19 protein-coding genes are annotated in these 25,350 nt (G+C 70.3%); 8 read left to right on the forward strand and 11 right to left on the reverse strand.

All coding sequences use genetic code 11. The features are described 5' to 3' along the window. Positions 1–179: 179 nt before the first annotated feature. Positions 180–944, reverse strand: coding sequence for a sulfite exporter TauE/SafE family protein (locus tag AC1DO7_RS07255; protein WP_477115943.1), 765 nt, complete (start codon positions 942–944; stop codon positions 180–182). Between the two features lie 97 nt (positions 945–1,041). Between AC1DO7_RS07255 and AC1DO7_RS07260 the strand changes: the two genes are divergently transcribed. Beyond that, entirely contained in the window at positions 1,042–1,947 is a 906-nt protein-coding gene (locus tag AC1DO7_RS07260) for a LysR substrate-binding domain-containing protein (RefSeq protein WP_441611841.1), read from the forward strand. A gap of 160 nt (positions 1,948–2,107) precedes the next feature. Here the strand turns inward: AC1DO7_RS07260 and AC1DO7_RS07265 are convergent, their stop codons facing one another. Next, the gene (locus AC1DO7_RS07265; RefSeq protein WP_441611842.1) at positions 2,108–3,664 is read right to left on the reverse strand and encodes a methyl-accepting chemotaxis protein; all 1,557 of its coding nucleotides are present in this window, start codon (positions 3,662–3,664) and stop codon (positions 2,108–2,110) included. A gap of 378 nt (positions 3,665–4,042) precedes the next feature. On the opposite strand from AC1DO7_RS07265, the gene AC1DO7_RS07270 reads away from it, so the two are divergent. From AC1DO7_RS07270 to AC1DO7_RS07290, 5 genes are all read left to right on the forward strand, one after another. Continuing rightward, positions 4,043–4,678 carry a PepSY-associated TM helix domain-containing protein gene (locus AC1DO7_RS07270; RefSeq protein WP_441611843.1) on the forward strand — a complete coding sequence of 212 codons (636 nt, stop codon included), beginning with the start codon at positions 4,043–4,045 and terminating at the stop codon, positions 4,676–4,678. A gap of 57 nt (positions 4,679–4,735) precedes the next feature. Further along, entirely contained in the window at positions 4,736–5,260 is a 525-nt protein-coding gene (locus AC1DO7_RS07275) for a DUF2271 domain-containing protein (protein ID WP_441611844.1), read from the forward strand. A gap of 98 nt (positions 5,261–5,358) precedes the next feature. Continuing rightward, on the forward strand, positions 5,359–6,183 hold the full coding sequence (locus tag AC1DO7_RS07280; RefSeq protein ID WP_441611845.1) for a DUF4198 domain-containing protein: 825 nt from the start codon (positions 5,359–5,361) through the stop codon (positions 6,181–6,183). 193 nt (positions 6,184–6,376) lie between these two features. Then, positions 6,377–7,387 carry an FAD:protein FMN transferase gene (locus tag AC1DO7_RS07285; RefSeq protein ID WP_477115944.1) on the forward strand — a complete coding sequence of 337 codons (1,011 nt, stop codon included), beginning with the start codon at positions 6,377–6,379 and terminating at the stop codon, positions 7,385–7,387. Positions 7,388–7,507: 120 nt separating this feature from the next. Then, entirely contained in the window at positions 7,508–9,094 is a 1,587-nt protein-coding gene (locus AC1DO7_RS07290) for a sulfite reductase subunit alpha (RefSeq protein WP_441643135.1), read from the forward strand. Positions 9,095–9,114: 20 nt separating this feature from the next. Here AC1DO7_RS07290 and AC1DO7_RS07295 read toward each other — a convergent pair whose 3' ends face one another. From AC1DO7_RS07295 to AC1DO7_RS07325, 7 genes are all read right to left on the reverse strand, one after another. Next, positions 9,115–11,223, reverse strand: coding sequence for an acetate--CoA ligase family protein (locus AC1DO7_RS07295; RefSeq protein ID WP_477115945.1), 2,109 nt, complete (start codon positions 11,221–11,223; stop codon positions 9,115–9,117). 54 nt (positions 11,224–11,277) lie between these two features. After that, positions 11,278–12,276, reverse strand: a complete 999-nt coding sequence (locus AC1DO7_RS07300; RefSeq protein ID WP_477115946.1) for a tripartite tricarboxylate transporter substrate binding protein — start codon at positions 12,274–12,276, stop codon at positions 11,278–11,280. A gap of 85 nt (positions 12,277–12,361) precedes the next feature. Beyond that, entirely contained in the window at positions 12,362–12,730 is a 369-nt protein-coding gene (locus AC1DO7_RS07305) for a Zn-ribbon domain-containing OB-fold protein (RefSeq protein WP_441611849.1), read from the reverse strand. A 106-nt stretch (positions 12,731–12,836) separates the two neighbouring features. Next, entirely contained in the window at positions 12,837–13,991 is a 1,155-nt protein-coding gene (locus tag AC1DO7_RS07310; RefSeq protein WP_441643112.1) for a thiolase family protein, read from the reverse strand. Between the two features lie 38 nt (positions 13,992–14,029). Beyond that, complete coding sequence (locus tag AC1DO7_RS07315; RefSeq protein ID WP_441611851.1) at positions 14,030–15,280, reverse strand: ABC transporter substrate-binding protein; 1,251 nt, start codon at positions 15,278–15,280, stop codon at positions 14,030–14,032. A gap of 75 nt (positions 15,281–15,355) precedes the next feature. Next, positions 15,356–16,411 carry a cyclase family protein gene (locus tag AC1DO7_RS07320; protein ID WP_477115947.1) on the reverse strand — a complete coding sequence of 352 codons (1,056 nt, stop codon included), beginning with the start codon at positions 16,409–16,411 and terminating at the stop codon, positions 15,356–15,358. A gap of 3 nt (positions 16,412–16,414) precedes the next feature. Then, positions 16,415–17,239: an IclR family transcriptional regulator gene (locus AC1DO7_RS07325; RefSeq protein WP_441611853.1), complete on the reverse strand. Its 825-nt coding sequence runs from the start codon at positions 17,237–17,239 to the stop codon at positions 16,415–16,417. Between the two features lie 267 nt (positions 17,240–17,506). Here AC1DO7_RS07325 and AC1DO7_RS07330 point away from each other — a divergent pair, with 267 nt between their 5' ends. Then, positions 17,507–19,969 (forward strand): penicillin acylase family protein, encoded by a 2,463-nt coding sequence (locus AC1DO7_RS07330; protein ID WP_441611854.1) that lies wholly within the window; start codon positions 17,507–17,509, stop codon positions 19,967–19,969. Positions 19,970–19,998: 29 nt separating this feature from the next. Here the strand turns inward: AC1DO7_RS07330 and AC1DO7_RS07335 are convergent, their stop codons facing one another. Then, positions 19,999–23,058: an FAD-binding and (Fe-S)-binding domain-containing protein gene (locus tag AC1DO7_RS07335; protein ID WP_477115948.1), complete on the reverse strand. Its 3,060-nt coding sequence runs from the start codon at positions 23,056–23,058 to the stop codon at positions 19,999–20,001. 85 nt (positions 23,059–23,143) lie between these two features. Then, the gene (locus AC1DO7_RS07340; RefSeq protein WP_477115949.1) at positions 23,144–23,830 is read right to left on the reverse strand and encodes a GntR family transcriptional regulator; all 687 of its coding nucleotides are present in this window, start codon (positions 23,828–23,830) and stop codon (positions 23,144–23,146) included. 249 nt (positions 23,831–24,079) lie between these two features. On the opposite strand from AC1DO7_RS07340, the gene AC1DO7_RS07345 reads away from it, so the two are divergent. Further along, the gene (locus AC1DO7_RS07345; RefSeq protein ID WP_477115950.1) at positions 24,080–25,285 is read left to right on the forward strand and encodes a pyridoxal-phosphate-dependent aminotransferase family protein; all 1,206 of its coding nucleotides are present in this window, start codon (positions 24,080–24,082) and stop codon (positions 25,283–25,285) included. Positions 25,286–25,350 lie beyond the last annotated feature (65 nt).

Here is a 25,350-nt window from a genome sequence, read left to right on the forward strand (position 1 = left end):
GAGGCAGGAGGAGGGCGATCCTGGCAGAGATGCTGGCGAGCATGGCAAGCGCGCCAATGGTTTCCATGAGTGCGGCAATCATCGAAGTCTCCCGGTTTCCCTGAAACTCGCGCAAGTGCAACATGCACGGCGAGGCGGTTCGGGCCTGCCACGGCCACCTGGATCGGCGGACCACGGGTCTACCAGGGCCGTACAGGCATATAGGCACGGACGAAGAACGCCAGGGTGATGCAGGCCGTCAGCGTCAGGGTCACGGCGCGCACCACGTTTGCAGGCGTGCGGCGGCCGATCTGCGCGCCCGCGTAGCCGCCGACGGTTGCCGCCAGCAGCATCACGATCGTGTTCGGCCAATGCACCGCGCGCGCGGCCATGAAGATGAAGACCGCCATGGTGTTGGCGGCGGTGACGAGCAGGGTGCGCGGGGCATTCAGGCTCTTGAGGTCGCGGCTGTCGAGCAGGCCCCACACGGCCATCATCATGATGCCTACCGCGCCGCCGAAGTAGCCGCCGTAGACCCCCAGCCCGAACTGGACGGCGAGAACGGCCGCAGGCCGGATGTGGTAGCGGCTCCGCAGCCATTCCCCGGCCCGGCGCCCGAACGACAGCGCCAGGCTGGCCACCAGCAGCAGCCAGGGCAGCACGACGTCGAAGGTCTTTGCCGGCGTCCACAAGAGCAGTACCGCACCGACCACGCCCCCGATGACCGTCGACAGCAGCAATGGCCGCAGCGACACGGCACCGACCGGCCCGAGGTCGCTGCGGTAGGCCCACGCACTCGCGATTCCGCCCGGAAACAAGGCAACCGTGCTCGAAGCATTCGCTTGAACCGATGGCACGCCGGTGGCAATCATGGCTGGCAGGCTGACGAACGAGCCGCCCCCGGCGAGTGCGTTCATGGCGCCTGYAGTCAAGCCGGCCAGGGAGAGCAGCAGAGTATCGTTCATGCCAGCCATGGTAGGTGCGCGAGCTGGCATGGGCAATCTGGCAATTCCAGTGCTAGTCTTCGGAGAAACCGAAAGCAGCTAAGCGAGGACCGACCCCATGCGCTTCGATCTCACCGATATGCGCCTGTTCCTGAGCGTGGTCGAACAGGGCAGCCTCACGGCGGGCGCGCAGGCCGTGAACCTGGCGCTGGCTTCCGCAAGCGAACGCGTGTCCGGCATGGAGGCCGCACTGGGCGCGCCCCTGCTGGAGCGCACCCGGCGCGGCGTGCATACGACCGCGGCCGGCGACGCGCTGGTGCGGCACGCGCGTCTGATCCTGGGGCAGGTGGAACAGATGCGCGGCGAGTTGCGGACCTACGCCACCGGCCTCAAGGGCCGCATCAGGCTGCTTTCGAACACGGCGGCACTGGCCGCGTTCCTGCCGCGCGAGCTGCGCCGCTTCCTGGTGGCTCACCCGGACCTGTCGGTCGACCTTGACGAGCAGCCGAGCGCCGAGATCGTCCGCGCCATTGCGGAGGGGCGCGCCGAGCTGGGCATCGTCGCCGACATTGCCGACCTGGCGGCGCTGCAGACCCGCTTGCTGGCAAGCGACCAGCTTGTCGTGGTGGCGGGCAGCGCGCACCGCATCAGCGGCCAGCCGCGGGTGGCCTTCGCGGACATCATCGGCGAACCCTTTGTCGGCCTGGCGGATGCCGCGCTGGAAAGCCACCTGGGCGAACGCGCGACCCGTCTCGGGCGCCAGATCGGATACCGGGTCCGGCTCAGAAGCGTGGCCAGTGTCGGGGAGATGGTGGAGGCGGGCGTCGGCATCGCCATCCTGTCCGAAGCCTTCGCGGCGGAACTGCGCCGGCCCGGGCTGGCGCTGGTTGCGTTGTCGGAGCCGTGGACGTCGAGGCAGTTGCACCTGTGCGCGCGCGATTTCTCCGCACTGACACCGCATGCGAACCTGCTCGCCCAGCAGCTCATGGCGAGCGGTGCCCGAGCGCCGGGCGAATCGGCCTAGGGCAGGCTGGGCGGGAAGAAAATCGTGCGCCGGGCAGCGGGAAAGTCCCCGGCGCACGAAAAGTGCGTATCACGCACAACACATGGCGCCGGCTTTCCGGCGCCCCCTTCTACTGACCCCTCATTGCTCTTTCATTGCACTGTCACTGCGCGGGCTGCGCTCAGGCGCCCGCCAGCCGGAACGTGCCGACCGCCTTGTGCAGGGCGTCGGCCTGGTCTTCCAGCGAGGCCGCGGCCGCGGCGGCCTGTTCCACCAGCGCGGCGTTCTGCTGCGCCATCTGGTCCATCTGCGTGACGGCCTGGTTGACCTGCTCGATGCCGCCGGTCTGCTCTTCGGTGGCGGCGCGCATCTCGCCCATCAGGTCGGTCACGCGCTTGACGGCCTGCACGATCTCGTCCATGGCCTGGCCCGCGGTTTCCACCAGCGCCGCGCCGTCGTCCACGCGCTGCGCGGAGTTGCCGATCAGGCTCTTGATCTCCTTGGCCGCGGTGGCGCTGCGCTGAGCCAGGCTGCGCACCTCGCCGGCCACCACCGCGAAGCCGCGGCCCTGGTCGCCGGCACGCGCCGCTTCCACGGCGGCATTGAGCGCCAGGATGTTGGTCTGGAAGGCAATGCCTTCGATCACACCGATAATGTCCACCACCTTGCCCGAGGCCGCCTTGATCTCACCCATGGTGTTGACCACCTTGCCGACGATCTCGCCGCCGCGCACCGCGATCTCCGAGGCGCCTTCGGCCAGCCGGCTGGCCTGGCGCGCGTTGTCGGCGCTCTGGCGTACCGTGCCGGTGAGCTGCTCCATGCTGGCCGCGGTCTGCTCCAGCGAAGCCGCCTGTTCCTCGCTGCGGCGCGACAGGTCCGAGTTGCCGGCGGCGATCTCGCGCGCGGCGTTGGCGATCGAATCGGCCGAGCCGCGGATGCTGCCGATGGCGCCGGTCAGCCGGTTCTGCATCTGCTGCATGGCGAACAGCACGCTGTGGCGGTCGTTCTGCGCGAGGCGCACCTCGCTGGCCAGGTCGCCTTCGGCAATCCGCGCGGCAATCTGCGAAGTCAGCGCCGGCTCACCGCCCAGCTGTTTGTGCAGGCCGCCGGCGATGCGCATCACCACCACCGTCATCAGCGTGCCGATACCCAGCAGCAAGGCCAGTGACTTCAGCAGGGACTGGCGGAAGGCGGCGTCGATATCGTCCAGGTAGACCCCGGCGATGAAGTTCCAGTCCCAGGGCTTGAAGTTGGCCACGTAGCTCAGCTTGGGCTGCGGCGCCTCGGAGCCCGGCTTGGCCCACAGGTAATGCACGAATCCGTGGCCCGCGCCCTTGCCGATCTCGGCGATCTCGCGGAACAGGAAGGTCCCGTTGGGATCCTTCATGTCACTCATGTCCTTGCCGTTCATCTCCGCCTTGAACGGGTGCATCACCACCACGGCGTCGGAACGCATCAGGGTGAAATAGCCGTCTTCGCCGAAGCGCATGGCGCGCACGCGGTCCAGCGCCTGCTGCCGGGCTTCGTCCATCGGCAGCTTGCCGCTGCGGCCCAGCGCCTCATATTCCTTCACCATCGATAGCGCGGTATCGGTCACATGCGCCAGGTCCAGCTTGCGCTCGTCCAGGCGCAGTTCGCGCATCTGCCAGGCATCCCACAGCGTCAGGCCCAGCAGGCAGACCCAGCTCAGCAGCAACGGCAACAGTAATTTCTTCCTCAGGCTCAGGCGCTCCAGCATTCTCTCCCCCTTCTTTTAGGTATCGCGATTCATTTCATTGCTGACGCGATAACGGCCGCGACAAAGCCAAACTTGACGGTAGCGGAGTAGGGAGTTTCCTCAAGTGCAGCAAGGGTTGCAGCCGTAGACAGCGTAAGTGTGTACTACTGCACAAACGGATTCGCGGGGCTGGCGCGGCCCGCCAGGCCATGTAATTCCGCGTAATCTTCGCCCCCCGGGCGAGGCATTGCGGTTTCAAATGAGAACCATTATCCTTTCGCCTTATTTGCCTGAAGCGTCACCTCGCGGGGCGCCGTAGCATCAGCGCGCATCGGGCAGGCCGGCCAGCCAGGCGCCATCCATGGCCTCGCACCGCTTGCCGCGCGCCGGAAAACCGATATGACCGAAATCTCGCTGGGAGCCGGCCAGCAGCGCCGCGCCTTCTGGCTCAAGCACCTGCATCAGTGGCACTGGATCAGCTCGGCGCTTTGCCTGATTGGCATGCTGCTGTTTGCCGTGACCGGATTTACGCTCAACCACGCCGGCCAGATCGAGGCCAGGCCGCAAGTGGTCACCCGCACGGAAAGCGCGCCCGCCGCGCTGACCGGTTCGCTGCGCCAGCTCAAGCACGGCGACAAGGGCCCGGTGCCCCCCGTGCTGGCCGAGTGGCTGGCACGCACGCTGGATATCGACGCCGCCGGGCGCGAGGCCGAGTGGTCGGGCGAGGAGATCTATGTTTCGCTGCCGCGCCCGGGGGGCGATGCCTGGGTAAGCCTGGCGCTGGATACCGGCGAAGTGCAGTACGAGAAGACCAGCCGCGGCTGGATTTCCTACCTGAACGACCTCCACAAGGGCCGCAATACCGGCCGCGCGTGGAGCCTGTTCCTCGATGTCTTCGCCGCGGCCTGCCTGATCTTCAGCGTCACGGGGCTGTTCCTGCTCAAGCTGCATGCGGGCGGGCGCATGGCGACATGGCCGCTGGTCGGCCTGGGGCTGGTGGCGCCGCTGCTGCTGGCCCTGCTGTTCATTCACTGAGCGCGCGCTTCGCCGTTCAACCGTTTCACCTTCAGCTGCTAAAAACGAGGTTTCGCTATGCGTCGATTGCTCACCGTCACTCTCACCGGCATGGCCGCGGTACCGTTCGCCAGCCCGGCCGTGGCGGCCGAAATGAACGTCAAGGTCGAGATCCCGCGCCTGAACGTCGCGGAATACCACCGGCCCTATGTCTCGATGTGGATCGAGCGCGCCGACCAGAGCCCGGCCGCCACGCTGGCGGTCTGGTATGACGTCAAGCACAAGGATGGCGAAGGCACCAAGTGGCTCAAGGACATGCGCCAGTGGTGGCGCAAGGCCGGGCGCGACATGCAGATGCCGGCCGACGGCATCTCCGGCGCCACGCGCGCCGCCGGCGAGCAGACGCTCACTTTCAGCGACGGCAAGACGCCGCTGGGCAAGCTGCCCGCCGGCGACTACCAGCTGGTGGTGGAAGCCGCGCGCGAGGTCGGCGGCCGCGAACTGCTGCGCGTGCCGTTTGCATGGCCTCCCAAGGCGGCCGCTTCGGCCAGGGCCAGGGGCGAGCACGAACTGGGCACGGTCTCGGTCGACCTCAAGCCCTGAGCGGCATGCTGCCGTTTCGTCGCCAGCCTTTCCCTTCCACAGCCCGGCTTGTGCAGCCGGAACCCGATTCCTTGCCCGCTTCCCTTAGGAGCATGACGATGAAGACGATCGCCACCAAACTGTCCGTCCGCGCCGCCGCGCTGGCCCTGGCCGCGCTGATGCCGCTGGCCGCCCATGCCCACCGCCAGTGGCTGCTGCCGTCGGCCACCGTGCTCTCGGGCAGCGACCCGTGGGTGACCGTGGACGCCGCCGTGTCCAACGACCTGTTCTACTTCGAGCACGTGCCGCTGCGCCTGGACAACCTGGCCGTGACCGCGCCCGACGGCGCCGCCGCCAAGGTCGAGAACGCCAGCACCGGCCGCTACCGCAGCACCTTCGACGTACACCTGACCCAGCCCGGCACCTACAAGGTGGCGATGGTCAGCCACGGCCTGTTCGCCAGCTACAAGGAAAACGGCCAGACCAAGCGCTGGCGCGGTTCGCCCGAGGCCTTCGCCAAGGAAGTGCCGGCCGGCGCGCAGGACCTGCAGGTGACCCAGGCCGACAGCCGCCTGGAAGCCTTCGTCACGGCCGGCAAGCCGAGCGCCAGGGTGCTGCAGACCACGGGCCGCGGCCTTGAGCTGGCTCCGGTCACGCACCCGAACGACCTGGTCGCCGGCGACGCCGCCAGCTTCCGCCTGTTGCTCGACGGCAAGCCCGCCGGCAATGTGAAGGTGGCCGTGGTGCCGGGCGGCATCCGCTACCGCGACCAGCTGCAGGAGATGTCGCTGACCACCGACGCCGACGGCAAGTTCAGCGTCAAGTGGCCGGCGCCGGGCATGTACTGGATGGAGGCCGAGGTGCGCGACGACAAGGTCGCCACCAAGGAAGCCAAGGTCCGCCGCGCGAGCTATGCCGCGACGGTGGAAGTGCTGCCGCAGTAAGCGCGCTTCCCGCGCGCTTCAAGCGCGGGCGGGCCGCCCCCGGCGCAAGTCCGGCGGCCCGCGCAAGCCATGAGCCCCCAGCGGGCTTTTTGTCTTTGCGGATCGCGTCTCCAGGCTGGCGTCATTTTCTTCAGCCTCTTGTCGTCGTTTCTGACCTATTCCAGCTTTTTCCAACTCCTCCCGCTTGGCCCGCATGCAGCGCGTCCTTATTCCTCTCTCGCTCGGCGCGGCGCCGCCCGCGCCCGATGCGGCCGCGCGCGTGTGCCGGCTGCAGGGCGAGACCATGGGCACCACCTGGTCGGTGGCCTGGGCCGCGCCGCCGGGCAGCCCCGCCGCGGCGGCGCTCGACGCCGGCATCCGCGCGGTCCTGGCCGGCGTGGTCGCGCAGATGAGCAACTGGGAGGCCGGCTCCGATCTCAGCCGCTTCAACCGCGCCGCGCCGGACAGCTGGCAGGTATTGCCGGCGGACTGCTTTGCCGTGCTGCAGGCCGCGTTGCAGGTGGCGCGCGACAGCGGCGGTGCCTACGACCCGAGCGCTGGCCCGCTGGTTGACCTGTGGGGCTTCGGCCCGGCACCGCGTCGCGATGTCGCGCCGCCGCTGGCCGAGATCGAGCAGGCCCGCGCCCTGTGCGGATGGCAGCGCATCGAACTCGATCCCGAAAGCCGCCGCGCGCGCCAGCCCGGCGGCGTGCGCCTGGATTTTTGCGYCATCGCCAAAGGCTTTGGCGTGGACGCGGTGTCGCGCTACCTGGACGCGCAGGGCCTCGCCAGCCACCTGGTGGAGATCGGCGGCGAACTGCGCGGCCACGGTGTCAAGCCCGACGGCATGCCGTGGTGGGTCGCGCTGGAGACGCCGCCCGCCGCCGCGGGAGCCGCCGGCGCCGACACGCTCGTCGCGCTGCATGGCCTGGCCGTGGCCACCTCGGGCGACTACCGGCGCTACTTCGACAGCGGCGGGCGCCGCTACGCCCACACGCTGGACCCGCGCACCGGCTACCCGGCCAGCCACGCGCTGGCCTCGGTCACGGTGCTGCATCCCCAATGCATGATGGCCGACGCGCTCTCCACCGCGCTGACCGTGCTCGGCCCCGAAGCCGGCATGGTGTTCGCGCGCCGCCATGCGCTTGCCGCCCGCTTCCTGGTCCGCCACAGCGGCGGTTTCGACGAACGCCTGTCGCCGGCCTGCGAGGCCATGTTGTCATGAACACGCCATGAACACGCCATGAACACGCCCGAGAGCGCATCCTCCCTGCCGATCGACCTGCCCGCCCCCGCGGCCGAGCCGCCGCGCGCCCACGCCGGCCAGGCCGCCCGGCGCAGCCGCATGCACCAGGCCGTGACCGCGCTGGGCGTGCTTGCCGGGCTGGCCGGCGTCGCCCTGGGCTTGCTCGCCCCCAGCCGCGCGGGCATGGCCGCCGGCGTGGTGGTCGCCTACCTTGGTTTTTGCGCGGCCGTGATCGCGCGGCACCGCCGCCGGCACGCGCGCCCGGCCCAGCTGGCACAGCCGCGCGAAGGCGCCACGCTGGTTGCCTATGCCAGCCAGAGCGGGTTTGCCGAGCAGGTCGCGCTGCACACCGCGCAGGCGCTGCAGGACGCCGGCGTGCCCGCGCAATGCCTGGCCTTCGATCAGCTCGAAGCGGGGCGCCTGGCGCATTGCCGGCAGGTCCTGTTCGTGGTCAGCACCACGGGCGAGGGCGATGCCCCCGACAGCGCCTCCGGCTACGCGCGGCGCCTCACGGCAGCGGCCGGCACGGGCGGCCTGCGCGAACTGCGCTACGGCATCCTCGCCCTTGGCGATCGCAGCTACGCCAACTTCTGCGCCTTCGGCCGCGCGCTCTCGGCGTGGCTGCAACGCCAGCAGGCGCAGGCACTGTTCGACATGGTGGAAGTCGACAACGGCGACGCCGGCGCGCTGCGCCACTGGCAGAACCACCTCAGCGCGCTGGGCGGCGGGGTCGAGATCGCCGACTGGGACAAGCCCCGCTACACCGACTGGCACCTGGCCGAGCGCCGCCTGCTCAATTCCGGCAGCCCCGGCGCGCCCGCCTTCCACCTGGCCCTGCTGCCGCCCGCAGGCGCACCCGCCTGGCAGGCCGGCGACATCGCCGAGATCGGCCCGCGGCTCGCGCCGGCCGAGGTCGGCCGCATGCTGGACAAGCTCAAGCTCGACGGCATCACGCCCGTGCGCTGCGACGGTGCCGCCACCACGCTGGCGCAGGCGCTGGCCACCCGCATCATGCTGCCCGAGCCGCATCTCGTCGCGCTGGCCGGCGTGGCGCCGCAGCGCCTGGTCGACACGCTGCCGCCGCTGCCGCACCGCGAATATTCGATTGCCTCGCTGCCTGCCGAGGGCCGGCTCGAACTGCTGGTGCGCCAGACCCGCCACGACGACGGCCGCCTTGGCCTCGCCTCCGGCTGGCTGACCGCCCACGCGGCGCAGGGCGCCGCCATCGCGCTGCGCATCCGCACCAACCGCGGCTTCCATCCGCCCGCCGACGAGCGCGCGCTGATCCTGATCGGCAACGGCACCGGCCTGGCCGGGCTGCGCGCCCACCTCAAGGCACGCGCCGTCGCCGGCCACCATCGCAACTGGCTGCTGTTCGGCGAGCGCACCGCGCAACACGACGCCTTCCACCGCGACGAACTCGCGGCGTGGCAAAGCGAAGGCGTGCTGCAGCGCATGGACCTGGTCTACTCGCGCGACGGCGGCCCGCTGCGCTATGTGCAGGACGCCGTGCGCGCCGCCGCCGGCATGCTGCGCGAATGGGTCGAAGACGGCGCGGCCATCTATGTGTGCGGCAGCCTGCAAGGCATGGCCGGCGGCGTCGACGCGGCGCTCACCGAGGTGCTGGGCGAAGAAGCGCTGCTGCGCCTGGGCGAAGCCGGGCGTTACCGGCGCGACGTCTATTGAGGCGGCCGACCGCCGCGGCGCTATGCCGCGGCCACCTCCATCAATCCGTCCACCACCACCGCCCCGTCCGCGCCCGCCATCACCGGATTGAGATCGATCGAGCGGATTGCGCCACCGGCCTCGTGCATCAGCCGGCCCACGCGTACCGCGATCCGGCACAGCGCGGCCACGTCCACGGCCGGCTCGCCGCGCACGCCCGCCAGCAACGGTGCGATGCGCAGTCCGGCCACGGCGCGCGCCACCGCGGCCTCGCTGCACGGGGCCAGCAGCACGGCGGTGTCGCACAGCACTTCGACGTACTTGCCGCCGTCGCCGACCAGCACCACCGGCCCGAACACCGGGTCCCAGTGCGCGCCCACCATGCATTCGCGCTCGCCGCGTTCCATGCGCGCCACCACCACGCCTTCGCAGGCGGCGKCCATCCTTTGCAGGATGTCGGTCTGCACGATGTAGGCATGCGCGACGGCATGCTCGTCGTTGCAGTTGAGCGCCACCAGGCCATGCTCGCTCTTGTGCGGCACCTGCGGCGAACTGGCCTTGACGGCCACCGGGCCCTTCAGTTCGCGCCAGGCCGCCACGGCTTCGTCCGCGCTGCGGCACAGCTTGTGGGCAACCACGGGAATGCCGGCCGCCGCCAGCCGGGCCAGGCTGGCGGCCTCGCTCAGGGTTTGCGTGGCGGGTGTCGCGGGCGCGGCGGCCTTGCCGCTTGCGCGCGGCCGGTACGTTGCCGGCAGAGCGTCTTCGTGCGCGATCTCGCGCAACTGCTGCTGGTGCGTGACGAGTTGCGCGAAGGCGGCCAGTGCGTCGGCCGCGCTGTCATAGGTGGGCACCCCGGCGGCGCGGAACGCCGCCGCAACCGGCGGCTGCCATGCGGCCACCGCGATGGGCTTGCCGGCGCTGGCGGCAAAGGCCGCGGCGTCGCGCGCGAAGCGCGGCAGCTCGTAGCCCATGCCGGCCACCGGGATGTCGAGCAGCAGCAAGTCGGCGGCCGGGTCGGCGGCCACCACTGGCAGCACGTCGCCGAACAGGCCGCTGTTGGTCAGCAGCGCCGCGGTCACGTCGACCGGATTCGCGGTGGCGGCGAAGCCGGGCAGGCGTTCGGCCAGCGCCGCCTGCGTGGCGCTGGCCAGCGGCGCCAGCGTGAGTCCGAGCGTTTCTGCCGCATCGGCGGCCATCACGCAGCTCGCGCCCGAGTTGCTCACCACCACCAGGCGCCGCCCGCCGGCCTGCCAGCCGCGCAGGTAAAGCGGCGCGCAGCGCGCCAGCGCGTGCGCATCGTCGACGCGGCAGATGCCGTGGCGCGCCAGGAAGGCGCTCACCGCGCGGTCCTCGTTGGCGATGGCGCCGGTGTGCGACGCCGCCGCGCGCTGGCCCGCGCTGGAGCGGCCGGCCTTCACGGCGACCATCGGCACGCCGCGCCGGCGTGCCACCGCCGCGGCTTCGGCCAGCACCGCCGGGTCGGTCAGGCTCTCCAGGTACAGCAGGATCAGCTTCACGTCCGGGTCGTGCGCCACGGCCAGCGCCAGTTCGCTGACCGTGATGTCGGCCTCGTTGCCGGTGGCGTGCATGTGGCGCACGCCGATGCCCTGGCCGCGCAGCAGGCCGTAGACCATGGCACTGACGCCGCCGCTCTGGCTGACCACGGCCACCGGCCCGTCCTGCGGCGGTACTTCGATGAACATGGTGGAGAAGCTGGCGATGGTGCCGGTGCCGAAGTTGGCGAGGCCCTGGCTGTTGGGCCCCACCAGGCGCAGCCCCGCGGCGCCTGCCACGCGCACCATCTCGTCCTGCTGGCGGCGGCCTTCCTCGCCCGCCTCGCCGAAGCCGGAGGCGATGACGATGGCCGCGGCCACGCCCAGCCGCGCGCAGTCGCGCACGGTCGCGACCGCCGCCTCGCCGCTCACCACGATGATGGCCAGCTCCGGCACCTCGGGCAGCGCATCGAGCGAGGCAAAGGCGGGCAGGCCCTGGATGGTGTCGCGCTGCGGGTTGACCGGGTAGAGCTTGCCGGCGTAGCCGTGCTCGCGCATGTAGTGGATGGGCCGGCCGCCGATCTTGTGGATATGGTCGGAGGCGCCGATCACCGCGATCGAGCGCGGCGCCAGCAAGGCTTGCAGGGTCTGGTTCATGATGAATTGCAGCGTGAAGGCGAAAGGATGAGTGTGAGAGAGAGAGGGCGGGAGTCAGTCGATGGTGGCGCCGGAGGCCTTGACCACCTTGCCCCACTTGTCGATCTCGCGCGCGAGGAACTGACCGGTGGCGGCCGGCGCGGTCCATTCCGCGGCGAAACCCTGCGTAGCGAACCTGGCGCGCACGTCGTCCTGCCCGAGCACGGCCTTGAGCGCGGCGCTCAGCGTGCCGATCACGGCGGGCGGCGTGCCGGCCGGCGCCAGCAGCGCGTTCCAGGCGGTGGCCTCGTAGCCGGGCAGCCCGGCTTGCGCCACGGTGGGCACGTCGGGCGCGGCGGGCGAGCGCRCCGCGCCGGTGATCGCCAGCGCCTTGAGCCGGCCCTCGCGCACGAAGGGCATGGCCGAGAGCATGGTGTCGAACATCACGGTGGCCTGCCCGCCCATCACGTCGGTGAGCGCTGGCGCGCTGCCCTTGTACGGCACGTGGGTCATGTGCGTGCCCGCCATGCTGTTGAACAGTTCGGCGRCAAGATGCGTGGATTGCCCGTTGCCCGAGCTGGCAAAGCTGACCTGATCCGGCCTGGCCTTGGCCAGCGCGATCAGCTCGGTCACGTTGCTGGCCGGCGTGGCCGGCGCCGTCACCAGCACCAGCGGGCCGCGCGTGAGCAGCGACACCGGCGCGAAGTCCTTCTGGGTGCTGTAGCCGGGCTTGCTGAACAGCGTCATGTTGATCGCGTGCGCGGTGGTCGCCACCAGCAGCGTATAGCCGTCGGGCGGCGACTTGGCCGCCGCCTCCGCGCCGATATTGCCGCCCGCGCCTGGCCGGTTCTCCACCACCACCGGCTGCTTGAGCTGCTCCGCGAGCTTTTGCCCGACCACGCGCGCGACGATGTCGGTGGGGCCGCCGGGCGGGTAGGGCACGACCAGGCGCAGCGGCTTGGCGGGCCAGTCCTGTGCGTGCGCGCGGGGCATGCACAGCAGCGCTGCCGCGACGGCGATGGCGCCCGTCAGCAGGGCGAGCGCGGGCCGCCGAAGCGGCAAGGTTCGGTTCATGTCAGTCTCCTCGGTTTTGGTGAAGCAGGCCGTGCGGCGGCGCGCCGGGTGCCGCCTGCTGCTGCGGCTTGTCGCCGCTGTCTTGCTATTCGCGCCGGAAGCGCAGCAGCGTGAGCTCGCCGTGGCGCAGGAAGCCGGCGCGCACGCGCTCGCCGATCGCCACGCCGGGCTCGGCATGGGCCATCACGCGCGGGCCTTCGTCCAGCGTGGCCAGCACCAGCGTGTAGGGCGCCAGCGCGCGGAACGCATCGGTCGGCGCGCGCGCGACTTCGGTCACGGCGTGGACGGTGGCGCCGCCGCCGGCGTCGCGCCAGCCCAGGCGCGTGCTGCCGCAGGCACGGCAGGCATGGCGCTGCAGCGGCTGCCACGCGCCGCAATCATCGCAGGCCTGGTAGCGCACGATACCGGCGTCGAGGCCGGACTGGTAGGTGTGGCTGGCTTGGTCGGTGGTCATGGCTGGTTCCGCGGGGGCGCTGTGCATTGCTGCTGGTTTGCTCCCCTCTCCCACGCCGTGGGAAAGGGGCCGGGGGAGCGAACCCGGGGGCTGGCGAGGGGCGGCATCATTGCGCCTCCAGCACCAGGCTCACATGCGACGACAGCACGCCGCCGTCCGCATGGAACAGGGCGCGCTTGCGCCGCGGCAGCTGCCGCGTGCCGGCCTTGCCGGCCAGTTGCCGCCCGGCTTCGGCCAGGTGCATCAGGCCACCCGCCACGCCCGAGTGGCCGAAGGCGAGCAGCCCGCCGTGCGTGTTGAGCGGCAGCGCGCCGTCGCGGCCAAAGTCGCCGGCGGCCAGCCGTTGCGGCGAGGCGCCGCGCGGCGCCACGCCGAGTTCCTCGAGCAGCATCGCCAGCGTGATGGTGAAGGAGTCGTAGATCGCCAGGTAGTCGATATCGGCAACGGTGTTGCCGGCCTCGCCGAGCGCGCGGCGCGCGGCATCCGCCGCGCCCGTGGCCAGCACGCTGTCGAGCGTGCACAGGTGCTGGTGACGGTGCGCCTGCCCGGCGCCGGTGATGCGCACGGGCCTGCCGCTGCCGCCGCCATTTCCCGGTTCGGCCGACACCACCACCGCCACCGCGCCGTCGGAGATCGGGCAGCAGTCCGACAGCCGCAGCGGCGAGGCGATGGGCTTGGCGGCGCGCGCCGCGTCGAGCGTCACCGGCTCGCGCAGGTGGGCATCGGGATGCCCGGCCGCATGCTCGCGCATCAGCACCGCGAAGCCGCTCAGGTCGTCGGCATGCATGCCGGTCTCGTGCAGGTAGCGCGACGCCAGCAGCGCGTAGTACGCCGGCACCGAGGCGCCGTTCGGCACCTCCATGTCGGGCTCGCCCACCTGGGCCAGCGTCTGGATCGACTGGTCGCGGCTCTGGCCGCTCAGGCGGTTCTCCCCGGCCACCACCAGCACGTTGCGGCAGCGCCCCGCGCCCACCAGCTCGCGCGCCAGCATGGCCATCACGCCGCCGGTGGCGCCGCCCGATGCCACGCCGTGCGCGTACGCCGGATCGAGCGAGGCGTACTCGCAGAAACGCGTGGCCAGCATCAGGTGCGGCAGCGTGGTGGCATAGCCGCACAGCACGCCGTCGATGTCGGCGCGCGCCAGGCCGGCGTCGGCCAGCGCGGCGTCGGTGGCGGCCGCCATCAGGGTCAGCGGCGTGCTGCCCTCGATGCGGCCGAAGCGCGTATTGCCCGCGCCGCGCAGGTAAGCTGCATTTTGCATATCGTCTCGGTCAGTCCATCGCGTTCATTGCCCGGCGCTCATCGCTTCATCAGCGGGCACTGCGACTTGGCCGGCGGGATGAAGGCCTGGTCGCCCGGCACCGTGGCCAGCAGCTTGTAGTAGTCCCACGGGTACTTCGACTCGGCCGGCGTCTTGACCTCGAACAGGTACATGTCGTGCACCATGCGGCCGTCTTCGCGGATGCGGCCGTTCTTGGCGAAGAAGTCGTTGATCGGCATGGACTTCATCTGCTTCATCACCGCCGCGGTCTCGTCGGTGCCGGCGGCCTGGATGGCCTTCAGGTAGTGCATGACCGAGGAATAGGTGCCGGCCTGGCTCATGTTCGGCATCTTCTTGAGCTTCTCGAAATACCGGCGCGACCACGCGCGCGTGGCATCGTTCATGTCCCAGTAGAAGCCTTCGGTCAGCAGCAGCCCGGACGCGGTCTTCAGGCCGATCGCGTGGATGTCGTTGATGTACAGCAGCAGCCCCGCCATGCGCTGGTTGCCGCCCCTGGTCAGGCCGAACTCGCTGGCCGCCTTGATGGCGTTGACCGCGTCCCCGCCGGCGTTGGCCAGGCCCACCACCTGCGCCTTGCTGGCCTGCGCCTGCAGCAGGTAGGAGGCGAAGTCGCTGGCGCCGATGGGGTGGCGCGCGGCGCCCAGCACCTTGCCGCCGGTCTCGTTGATGACGTTGGTGGCGGATTCCTGCAGCGTGTGGCCGAAGGCGTAATCGGCGGTCAGGAAGAACCAGGTCTTGCCGCCGCGCTGCACCACCGCGCGCGCGGTGGAATTGGCCAGCGAATACGTGTCGTAGGCATAGTGCACCGACACCGGCGTGCACAGGTCATTGGTGATGCGCTCGGTGCCCGGGCCGGAGAACACCACAATGCGGTTCTTCTGCTTGGCCACTTCCAGCACGGCCAGCGCGGGCGCCGACGCGGCCACGTCGAGGATGGCGTCCACATGGCCGGTGTCGAACCATTCGCGTGCCTTGCTGGCGGCGATATCGGCCTTGTTCTGGTGGTCGGTCACCACCAGTTCGATCTTCTTGCCCAGCACCTTGCCGCCGAAGTCGTCGATCGCCATCTGCGCCGCGGTGGCGCTGCCGCGCCCGGTCACGTCGGCGTACAGCCCGCTCATGTCGAGGATCAGGCCGATCTTGACTTCGTCGTCGGAAATGCCGGGCTTGGCACCTTGCGCGCCGGCCTGGCCGGCGCCGCACAGCAGCGCGGCGGCCAGCGCCAGCACGCCCAGCGGGCGGCGCAGCAGCGGATGGTTGCGGTTCATGGTGATCTCCTCCATGGGCCTTGGTGGCCCGCGTTCTTCTTGGTTTCTATGAAACAGCGGGGAACCGGGCGGCGGCTAGACCGTCGCCACCGGCGTGGTGGGCGAGCCCACCGCGCCCGGCAGCCGCAGCGGCGGCGCGGTGAGCATGAAGCGCGAGCGCTGGTTGGCGCGCAGCCATGCCGCCAGTTCCTTCATGTACCAGAGCTCGCCTAGCGGCAGGCCGAGCTTGAACAGGCAGTGGTGGTGCAGCGGCAGCAGCGGGTGGTGCGTCTCGCCGGCCGGCGCGGGGCGCGCGGGATAGCGCTCCACCGCGTAGTTGTCGGCGATCAGCGCGGCGATGCCGGCATCGGTGATCCAGTTCAGGAGCTTGTCGTCGCGGCCGTCGAGCGCGCAGCAGCTGTGGTGCAGCACATTCTCGTCGGGCTCGCGCTGCATCGACAGCACCACCTCGGCAAAGCCGGTGCGCAGCAGCAGCATGTCGCCGCTCTCCACCTCCACGCGGTCGRCTTCGAGCACGCGCATCAGGTCGTCGTAGCCCACGTTGCGGAAGTCCTGCCCGTAGTTGTGCGCCAGGTCCACCAGCACGCCGCGGCCCTGCATGCCCTTCACGGCGAAGTTCTCGATGCCGAGCGCGCGCGCCTCGCTGTGGTCGTGGCCGCAGGCGTGCGCGGCGAAATGGTCGTCCTCGGCGTAGTCCACCGGGCCGACGATATGCTCGTTGGCGCGATAGCCGTTGTAGTAGACGCGCTCGGCGCGGCCGTCGCCGTCGGCGTCGAACAGCGCGCCCACGTGGGCCAGCGAATCCCATTGCGTGGAATACTGCAGCGACAGCAGCACCTGGTCGTCGCTGATCACGTCGGTGGCGGCGGGATCGACCTTGGCCAGCGGGAAATTCACGTAGGGGATGTCGTCGCGGAAGGTGGGGCGCAGCACCGGCGGGTTGCGGCGCGGGTTGAGCTTGTTGCCGCCCGGGTAGTCCAGCGGCAGCGACAGGCAGAACGACAGCCCGGCCTGTATCTCGCGGGCGCCCTTGCGGACCTGCTCCGGGCCGATCAGGTTGACGCGGCCAAGCTGGTCGTCGGGCCCGAAATCGCCCCAGTTGGAACCCTGTGGTCGTTGCTTCCAGCGCATGCTCTATGCCTCCGGTTGTGGGTTTGCGTGCGCGGCGGCCGTCTTGCGTGGCCGCCGTGCAATGGATGATTTTGGCGTGGGGGGGGTCCAGGCCGCGCACACGATCTCGGCTTCGCGCCGCAGCGCGCGCGCCAGCGCCGGCTCGCGCTCGGTGATGCGTTCGTTGAGCGCGGCGATGCTGATGGCGCCGAGCGGATAGCCGTCGGGGTCCGGCAGCGCGATGGCGATGCCGCCCATGCGCTCGACCACCACATCCAGCAGTACCGCATAGCCGCGCGCGCGGGTGGCCTCCACCTCGCGCAGCAGCAGGGCGCTGTCGATGCGCGGGTAGCGCTTGAGCGCGGGCGCGATGCAGCGCACGGCGGCCTCCACCTCGGCATCGGGCAGCGCCGCCAGCAGCGCCAGGCTCCCCGCGCCCACGCCGAGCGGACGCCGGCTGCCCACGTCGAGGTAGTTCGCGCGGATCGGGAAGGTGCCCGGGCGCAACTCCAGGCACACCGATTCGCAGCCGCTCGGCACCGACAGGATGGCGGTGTCCTCGAACGCCTGGGCCAGCCGGATCAGCGCCGGCCGCACGGCGGAGCGCGGGTCGATGCGGCGCACGCTGGTCGCGCGCAGGGCCAGCCATTCGGGGCCGAGCGAGAAGGCCTTGGTGTCGGCATCGCGCGCGATAAAGCCCTCGGCGGCCAGCGTGTCCAGCAGGCGCAGCGCAGAAGCCTTGTCCACGCCCGCCGCGCCGGCGAGGTCGGTCAGGCGCGTATTGCGCGGGTCGGACAGCGCGCGCAGCAGCCTGCAGGCCTTCTGTAGGGAAGTCGTCGGGACCGTCACGCGTGCGCACTCCGGGCAGAGGATTGTTTCAGGGAATGAAACCGGTTTGGTGGTTATAGACGCCTGTACCGGCCTCGTCATTCTGCGCTGCATCAAAGTTTTGCGGGATGAAATTCGTGCGAAGGCCTTGCCGGAACGCGGGGGCGCTTGCCCGGCGGGCGCCGGATTCGACCGCCAGCGCCGTCTTCCGCTATCCTTGGCGGCATTTCGCCGCGCCGGCAGGCGTGGCCAAYCCATGCCGTACCCGCCCCTTCCAGGAGATTCCAGATGGTTCGCCGAGCCCGCCGCCTCGCCGCCGTACTTGGCCTGAGCGCCGCCGTGGGCGCCGCCGGCACCGCGCTGGCAGCGCCGCCGGCCGCCAACAACGCCGCCGCGGCGTCCAGCACCGAGCGCTACCAGGTGGCCGGCCTGGAAAAGCCGGCCAGCATCCTGATCGACCGCTGGGGCGTGCCGCATATCTATGCCAATACGCTGTACGACGCTTTCTACGTGCAGGGTTTCATGGCCGCGCGCGACCGCCTCTGGCAGATCGACCTGTGGCGCAAGCGCGGCCTGGGCGAGATGGCCAGGGACTTCGGCGCCGCTTACGTGGAGGGCGACCGCGCGGCGCGCGCCGTGCTGTTCCGCGGCGACATGTACCGCGAGTGGCTGGCCTATGGCTCCGACGCCAAGCGCGTGGCCGAGGCGTTCGTGGCCGGCGTGAATGCCTACGTGGCGCAGACCGAGGCGCGGCCAGACCTGCTGCCGCCGGAGTTTCGCGTGCTGAACTACAAGCCGGCGCGCTGGCGCGCCGAGGACATCGTGCGCATCCGCCACCATGGCCTCACCCTCAACTTCACCGGCGAGATCGACCGCGCGCAGATCTACTGCCACGTGAAGCCCGACGCCGTGCGCGCCGACTGGGTGCGCCGCGAGCTGGACCCGCCCGTCACGCCCAGGCTGCCGGACGGCCTGGACCCGTGCGCGCTGCCCGCCGCCGAGTTGCGCCGCGCCTATGAGCTGGCCACCGCGGCGCCGAGGTTCCCCAAGGAGTGGTGGAGCTCGGCCGCGGCCGGCAACATCCCGCACGAAGCGCTCTACGCCGTGCTCGACAACAACAGCGACACCGCGCGCAGCCTGGGCTCCAACAACTGGGTCATCGCCGGCGCGCGCACCGCCACCGGGCGGCCCATCCTGGCCAACGACCCGCACCGCGCGCACGGCGCGCCCAGCCTGCGCTATATCAGCCACCTGAACGCGCCTGGCCTGTCGGTGATCGGCGCCGGCGAGCCCTTCCTGCCGGGCATCTCGATCGGCCACAACGGCACCGTGGGCTTCGGCCTGACGCGCTTCTACATGGACCAGGAAGACCTCTACGTCTACGAGACCAACCCGGCGCAGCCGCGCGAGTACAAGTACCGCGGCCGCTGGGAGCCGATGGAAGCCGTGACCGAGGAGATTGCCGTCAAGGGCGAGCCCGCGCCGCGCAAGGTCAGCATCGACTTCACGCGCCACGGTCCGGTGCTCTACGCCGACGCCAAGGGCAACCACGCCTATGCGTTGCGCGCGGCCTGGCTGGATCTCGGCATGGCGCCGTACTTCGGCTCGATGGACTATATGCGGGCCCAGAACTGGGACCAGTTCCGCGCCGCCATGAACCGCTGGGGCGCGCCCGGCGAGAACCAGGTCTATGCCGACCGCGACGGCAATATCGGCTGGATTCCCGGCGGCCTGACCGTGATCCGCCCGAACTGGGACGGCCTTACCCCGGTGCCCGGCGACGGACGCTACGAATGGGCCGGCTACCGCAACATGGACGAGCTGCCGTGGGCCTACAACCCTGCCGCCGGCTTCGTGGTGACCGCCAACGAGAACAATATCCCGCCCAAGCATCCCGCTGCGAAGATGGGGGTGGGCTACGAGTGGAGCGACACGGCGCGCGCGCGGCGCCTCAAGAGCCTGGTCGCGGCCAATGCGCATTCGACGGTGGCCGACAGCATGGCCTGGCAGAACGACACCACCTCGCTGCCCGCGCTGCGCGTGGTGGCGCTGCTGGCCAATGTGCGCAGCGACGACGCGCAGGCCCAGCGCGGCCTGGACCTGCTGCGCGGCTGGGACGGCAACGAGCGTGCCGACAGCGCGCCGGCCGCGCTGTTCGAGGTCTGGTTCAGCAAATACCTGCGCCCGGCGGTGGTGCGCGCGGCGCTCTCGGCGGACGGCGCGCGCCTGGCCGGCTACGGCGATGCCAGCCGCGTGCTGGCGGTGCTGGAGCGGCCCGAGCCGTGGATGCCGGCGGAGCGCCGCAACGATGTCATCGTGAGTTCGCTCAAGAGCGCCATGACGGAAGTGGAGCGCAAGCTGGGGCCCGATCCGAAGACGTGGCAATGGGGCAAGCTGCACACCGCCGTGTTCGACCACCCGCTGCACCCGATCCTCGACGCCGCCGCGCGGCAGCGCTACGAAGTCAACGCCGGTCCCATCGGCGGCTCGTCGTTTACGCCGATGAACACCAGCTACCGCAACAGCGACTACCAGCTCACCGCGGGCGCCTCGTTCCGCATGGTGCTGGACGTCGGCAACTGGGATGCCTCGCGCGTGGTCAACACGCCGGGCCAGTCCGGCAATCCGGCCAGCCCGCACTATCGCGACCTCGCGCCGCTGTGGGCCAGGGGCGAGTACTTCCCGCTGCTCTACACGCGCAAGGCCGTGGAGAAGGAGAGCCGCGAGAAGGTCGAGCTGGTGCCGCAGTAACGTGGCTAAGCGGCTAAGCGGCTAAGCGGCTAAGCGAAGGCCACCGGCGCCGCCAGCGCCATCTCCAGGATGCGCGCCACATGCAGCGCCTCGCGCTGCGCGCCATCGTGGATCTGGTGGCGGCAACTGGTGCCGTCCGCCACCAGCAGGGTATCCGCATCCGCCTTGCGGATGGCCGGCAGCAAGGCCTGCTCGGCCATCCGCATCGAGGCGTCGCGGTGCTCCGCCTCATACCCGAAGCTGCCGGCCATGCCGCAGCAGGATGATTCGATCAACTCGGTCTTCAGGCCGGGGATCCATGACAGCACTTCCTGCACGGGGCGCACCGCGTCGAACGCTTTCTGGTGGCAGTGGCCATGCAGCAGCGCCTGGGTCGCGGCGAGCTGCGCGAGGGCTGGCGCGAAGCGCCCGGCCGCGCGCTCGCGCACCAGGAATTCCTCGAACAGGAAGGCGTGCCCGGCAAGCTGGCGGGCGGCGTCGCCATAGCCGTACTGGAGAAACTCGTCGCGCATGGTGAGCAGGCAGGATGGCTCGAGCCCGACCACCGCCACGCCGCGTGCGACATGGGGCAGCAATGCATCGAGCGTGCGCCGTGCCTCGGCCTTGGCCTCGTCCACCAGGCCGGCGGCGAGGAAGGTCCGCCCGCAGCACAGCGCGCGCTGGCCCGGGGCGGTGCCGAGATGCACGGTGTAGCCGGCGGCTTCCAGCACACGCCGCGCGGCGCGCGCGTTGGCGGGCTCCATGTGGTTGTTGAAGGTGTCGACGAACAGCAGAACCTCTTTGCCGCCTTCCGCCTTTGCGGAGGTGCCGCGGGCGTCCGCGCCCTGGAGGAAGGCGGGCTGCCAGCGCGGCAGCGTGCGCCGGGCCGACAGTCCCAGCACGCTTTCGCTCAGCCTGGCCAGCAGCGGCACGCGGTCGCGCAGGTTGAACAGCCATGGCAGGCGGCTGGCCACGCCGGCGTAGCGCGGCATCCAGGCCACCAGGCGGTCGCGCGCGGACAGCCGCCCGGCGCGCGCGTGGGCTGCCCGTACTTCGATCTTCATCTTGGCCATGTCGATGCCGGTAGGGCAGTCGCGCTTGCAGCCCTTGCATGACACGCACAGGTCCAGCGCGTCCTTCACCGCCGGCTCCAGCAGGCCTTGGGGCCCGAGCTGGCCGGACAGCGCCAGGCGCAGCGTATTGGCGCGCCCGCGCGTGAGATGCTGCTCGTCGCGCGTGATGCGGTAGCTCGGGCACATGGTGCCGGCGTCGAACTTGCGGCAGTGGCCGTTGTTGTTGCACATCTCCACCGCGGCGGCGAAGCCGTTGGCGGGATCGAGCCCCGTGCCTGGCGCGCTTTCCGCCTCGGTGACCGGATCGCGCATGACGTTCCACGCGGACCAGTCGAGCGCGCCCGCGAAGGGCTTTACCGTGTAGCCAGGCGGGAAGCGGAACAGCGCCGCTTCATCCATGCGCGGCGTGCGCACGATCTTGCCCGGGTTGCAACGGTGTTCCGGGTCGAACAGCGCCTTCACTTCCTCGAACGCGTGGTTGAGCGCGGGGCCGAACTGCCACGCCACCCATTCGCCGCGGCACAAGCCGTCGCCGTGCTCGCCGGAGTACGCGCCCTTGTATTCGCGCACCATGGCCGCGGCCTCTTCGGCGATGGCGCGCATCTTGGTGGCGCCGTCGCGGCGCATGTCCAGGATGGGGCGCACATGCAGCGTGCCGACGCTGGCGTGCGCGTACCAGGTGCCGCGCGTGCCGTGCTTGTGGAAGACCTCGGTCAGGCGGCTGGTGTACTCGGCCAGGTGCTCGAGCGGCACCGCGCAGTCCTCGATGAAGGAGACCGGCTTGCCGTCGCCCTTCATGCTCATCATGATGTTCAGGCCGGCCTTGCGCACTTCCCACAGCGCCTTCTGCGGCGCGGCTTCCGGCATCTCCACCACGGCGCCGGGCAGGCCCAGGTCGGCCATCAGCTCGACCAGCCGCGCCAGCCCGCGCAGGGTTTCGGCGCGCGCCTCGCCGGCGAACTCGACCAGCAGGATGGCCTCGGGCTCGCCCACCAGCGCGCGTTCGATCACCGGGCGGAAGGCGTCGTTGCGGCGCGCCAGGTCGATCATGGTGCGGTCCACCAGTTCCACCGCGGCGGGGCGCAGCCCGACGATATGGCGCGTCATCTCCATCGCCTGGAAGAAGGAGGGGAAGTTGATCACGCCGAGCGCCTTGTGCACCGGCAGCGGCGCGAGTTGCAGCGTGATGCGCCTGAAGTAGGCCAGCGTGCCTTCGGAACCCACCAGCAGGTGCGCCAGGTTGGCACTGCCGTCGGCCGTGTAGGGACGCTCGCTTTGCGGATGGAAGATATCGAGGTTGTAGCCGCCCACGCGGCGCAGCACCTTGGGGTACATCTGCGCGATGGCGTCGCGCTCGCGCTCGGCAATGCGGCGCACGCCGTCGGCGATATGGCGGTGGGCGGCGCCCTCGCCGGGCCAGCGCGCGTCGAAGCGCACCTCCTCGCCGCCGGCGAGGATGGCGTCGATGCCCAGCACGTTGTGGACCATATTGCCGTACTGGATCGAACGCGAGCCGCAGGAGTTGTTGCCRGTCATGCCGCCGATGGTGCATTGCGCGGCSGTGGAYACGTCCACSGGAAACCACAGSCCGTGCGGCYTGAGCCASKCGTTCAGGTGRTCGAGCACGATGCCGGGCTGCACGGTGACGGTACGCGCGTCCTTGTCGAACGCGATGACCTCGTTGAGCCACTTGCTGTTGTCGATCACCAGTGCTTCGCCCACGGTCTGGCCGCACTGGCTRGTGCCGCCGCCGCGCGGCAGCAGCGGCGCCTTCAGGTCGCGCGCGATGTCCAGCGCGAGGCGTGCATCGGCCTCGTCGCGCGGCACCACCACGCCCAGCGGCATGACCTGGTAGATCGACGCATCGGTGGCGTAGCGGCCGCGGCTGGCCGTGTCGAACAGCACATCGCCGCGCAGCTCGGCGGCAAGGCGGCGCTGGAGCGCGGAGCCGGCCCGCGCGGCGCCCTGCATGCCGTGCGCGTCGCGGGGGATGAAGCGCAGTGGCTGGACGGCGGTGTTCTCGGTGGGCAATGCCATGGCTGTCTCTTCCTGGTGTGGGTGCAGGGAACGCAGCCGTGGCGCCGTCCTGCGCCGCATGCCTTGGCTTGCGGCGCGGCGTGCCTCAGGCCGCGTCCAGTCGATCTAGTTCGGCGATCAGCGCATCGCGCTTGTTCTTCAGGTGCTGGCRCAGGATCTCGCGCAGCGTCGCGCCATCGCGCGCGGCCAGCGCATCGAGCATGGCGCCGTGCTCGCGCACGGCCAGGTCCCATTTGTCCTGGTCGAAGTTGGAACGAAAGCGCAGGGCCTGGATGCGCAGGTTGATTCGGCGGTAGGTCTCCTCCAGGATCGGGTTGCGCGCCGCCGCGTTGATCGCGTCATGGATACGGCGGTTCAGGCTGTAGTAGTTCGGCAGGTCGCGCCGCGCGTGGCACGCCAGCATCTCGAAATGCAGCGCGCGGATCTCGGTCAGCTCCGCCGGCGTGATGCGCTGGCAGGCCAGCTCGCCGGACATGGCCTCCAGCCCGCCCATCATCTCGAACAGGTTGTCGATGGTCTCGCGCGAGAGCTGCACCACTTCGGCGCCCCGGTTGGGCAGCAGCGTGATGAGCCCGTCGCTGGCCAGCACCTTGAAGGCCTCCCGCAGCGGCGTGCGCGAAACCTGCAGCTGGTCGCACAGCACGCGCTCGTTGAGCCGAGTGCCCGGCGCGAGCTCGCCTTCGACGATCATCGTGCGCAGGCGCTGCGCCACCGCCACATGCAGGATCTGGCGGTCTACGGCGATGGCTTCGGGGGTCGAGATCATGTTCATGGCTTGACAATATTGTATTCAAAATCTACATTGGGGCAAGCAAGAACTTGCTTCGAGCTTGCCGGGCCGCACCGCGGCCCCGCCGCCGCCCCGCCAAAGCACAGCCAAATTCCCCGATAGGCCTTGAATTTACTGGGGTTTTTCCCTGATTGCAGCACGCGCGGCGGCACTACATTATCCCGTATCGCAGCGCCGCAGTGTGTCATTGTTTTTTGAATACAAAATTCAAAACCACGCCTGAGAGGTGACATGATCCGACTGAACTCCCATCCCAGCGGGCGGCATTTCCTGCAGATTCCCGGCCCCACCAATGTGCCGGACCGCGTGCTGCGCSCCATCGACCATCCCACCATCGACCACCGCGGGCCCGAGTTCCAGCAGCTCGGCAAGAAGGTGCTGGCCGATGTGCGCAAGGTCTTCCAGACCGCGCAGCCGGTGGTGATCTACCCGGCGTCCGGGACCGGCGCATGGGAGGCCGCGCTGGTCAACACGCTGTCTCCCGGCGATCGCGTGCTGATGTTCGAGACCGGGCATTTCGCCTCGCTGTGGAAGAAGATGGCCGACAAGCTCGGCCTGCAGCCGGAGTTCCTGGTGGGCGACTGGCGCCACGGCGTGGACGCCGCCGCCATCGGCGCGTACCTCGGGCAGGACCGTGGCCATGCCATCAAGGCGGTGTGCGTGGTGCACAACGAGACCTCCACCGGCGTGACCTCCGATATCGCCGCCGTGCGCCGCGCCATCGACGCGGCCGGCCATCCGGCGCTGCTGCTGGTCGATACGATTTCCTCGCTCGGCTCGGTGGACTACCGCCACGACGAATGGGGCGTGGACGTGACCGTGTCCGGTTCGCAGAAGGGCCTGATGCTGCCACCCGGCCTGTCCTTCAACGCCGTCAGCCAGAAGGCCATCGCGGCCTCGGCTTCGGCGCGGCTGCCGCGTGCGTTCTGGGGCTGGGACGAGATCATCGAGGCCAACAAGAACGGGTACTGGCCCTACACGCCGGCCACCAACCTGCTCTATGGCCTGTCCGAAGCCTGCGACATGCTGTTCGCCGAAGGGCTCGGCAACGTCTTCGCGCGCCACCAGCGCCACGCCGAGGCCACGCGCCGCGCGGTGCGCGCCTGGGGACTGGAGATCCTGTGCCAGAACCCGGCCGAATACAGCCCGGCGCTGACCGCGGTGCTGCTGCCGCAAGGGCATGACGCCGACGCCTTCCGCCGCATCGTGCTGCAGCACTTCAATATGTCGCTGGGCCAAGGCTTGTCCAGGCTGTCGGGCAAGGTCTTCCGCATCGGCCATCTCGGCGATTTCAACGACCTGACCCTGATGGGCACGCTGGCCGGCGTCGAGATGGGGCTGGCGCTGGCCGGCATCCCGCACCGGGCCGGCGGCGTGCTGGCGGCGATGGACAGCCTGCGCGCGTCCTCGGTGGCATTGGAGGCGGCGGCAAGGTAGGCGCGGTTCGCAGCACGGGCGGGCCCCGCGGTGCCGCCCGGCATGTGCCGATGTGCCGACAGAGC

The sequence above is a fragment of the Cupriavidus sp. 05N40 genome (genome assembly GCF_056397305.1).

What these genes read in the sequence shown, in the direction of transcription:
- AC1DO7_RS07260 (WP_441611841.1), top strand. Translation starts at nt 1,042, where the DNA reads ATGCGCTTCGATCTCACCGATATGCGCCTGTTCCTGAGCGTGGTCGAA.
- AC1DO7_RS07310 (WP_441643112.1), bottom strand. Translation starts at nt 13,991, where the DNA reads ATGCAAAATGCAGCTTACCTGCGCGGCGCGGGCAATACGCGCTTCGGC.
- AC1DO7_RS07305 (WP_441611849.1), bottom strand. Translation starts at nt 12,730, where the DNA reads ATGACCACCGACCAAGCCAGCCACACCTACCAGTCCGGCCTCGACGCC.
- AC1DO7_RS07265 (WP_441611842.1), bottom strand. Translation starts at nt 3,664, where the DNA reads ATGCTGGAGCGCCTGAGCCTGAGGAAGAAATTACTGTTGCCGTTGCTG.
- AC1DO7_RS07275 (WP_441611844.1), top strand. Translation starts at nt 4,736, where the DNA reads ATGCGTCGATTGCTCACCGTCACTCTCACCGGCATGGCCGCGGTACCG.
- AC1DO7_RS07280 (WP_441611845.1), top strand. Translation starts at nt 5,359, where the DNA reads ATGAAGACGATCGCCACCAAACTGTCCGTCCGCGCCGCCGCGCTGGCC.
- AC1DO7_RS07330 (WP_441611854.1), top strand. Translation starts at nt 17,507, where the DNA reads ATGGTTCGCCGAGCCCGCCGCCTCGCCGCCGTACTTGGCCTGAGCGCC.
- AC1DO7_RS07270 (WP_441611843.1), top strand. Translation starts at nt 4,043, where the DNA reads ATGACCGAAATCTCGCTGGGAGCCGGCCAGCAGCGCCGCGCCTTCTGG.
- AC1DO7_RS07290 (WP_441643135.1), top strand. Translation starts at nt 7,508, where the DNA reads ATGCACCAGGCCGTGACCGCGCTGGGCGTGCTTGCCGGGCTGGCCGGC.
- AC1DO7_RS07315 (WP_441611851.1), bottom strand. Translation starts at nt 15,280, where the DNA reads ATGAACCGCAACCATCCGCTGCTGCGCCGCCCGCTGGGCGTGCTGGCG.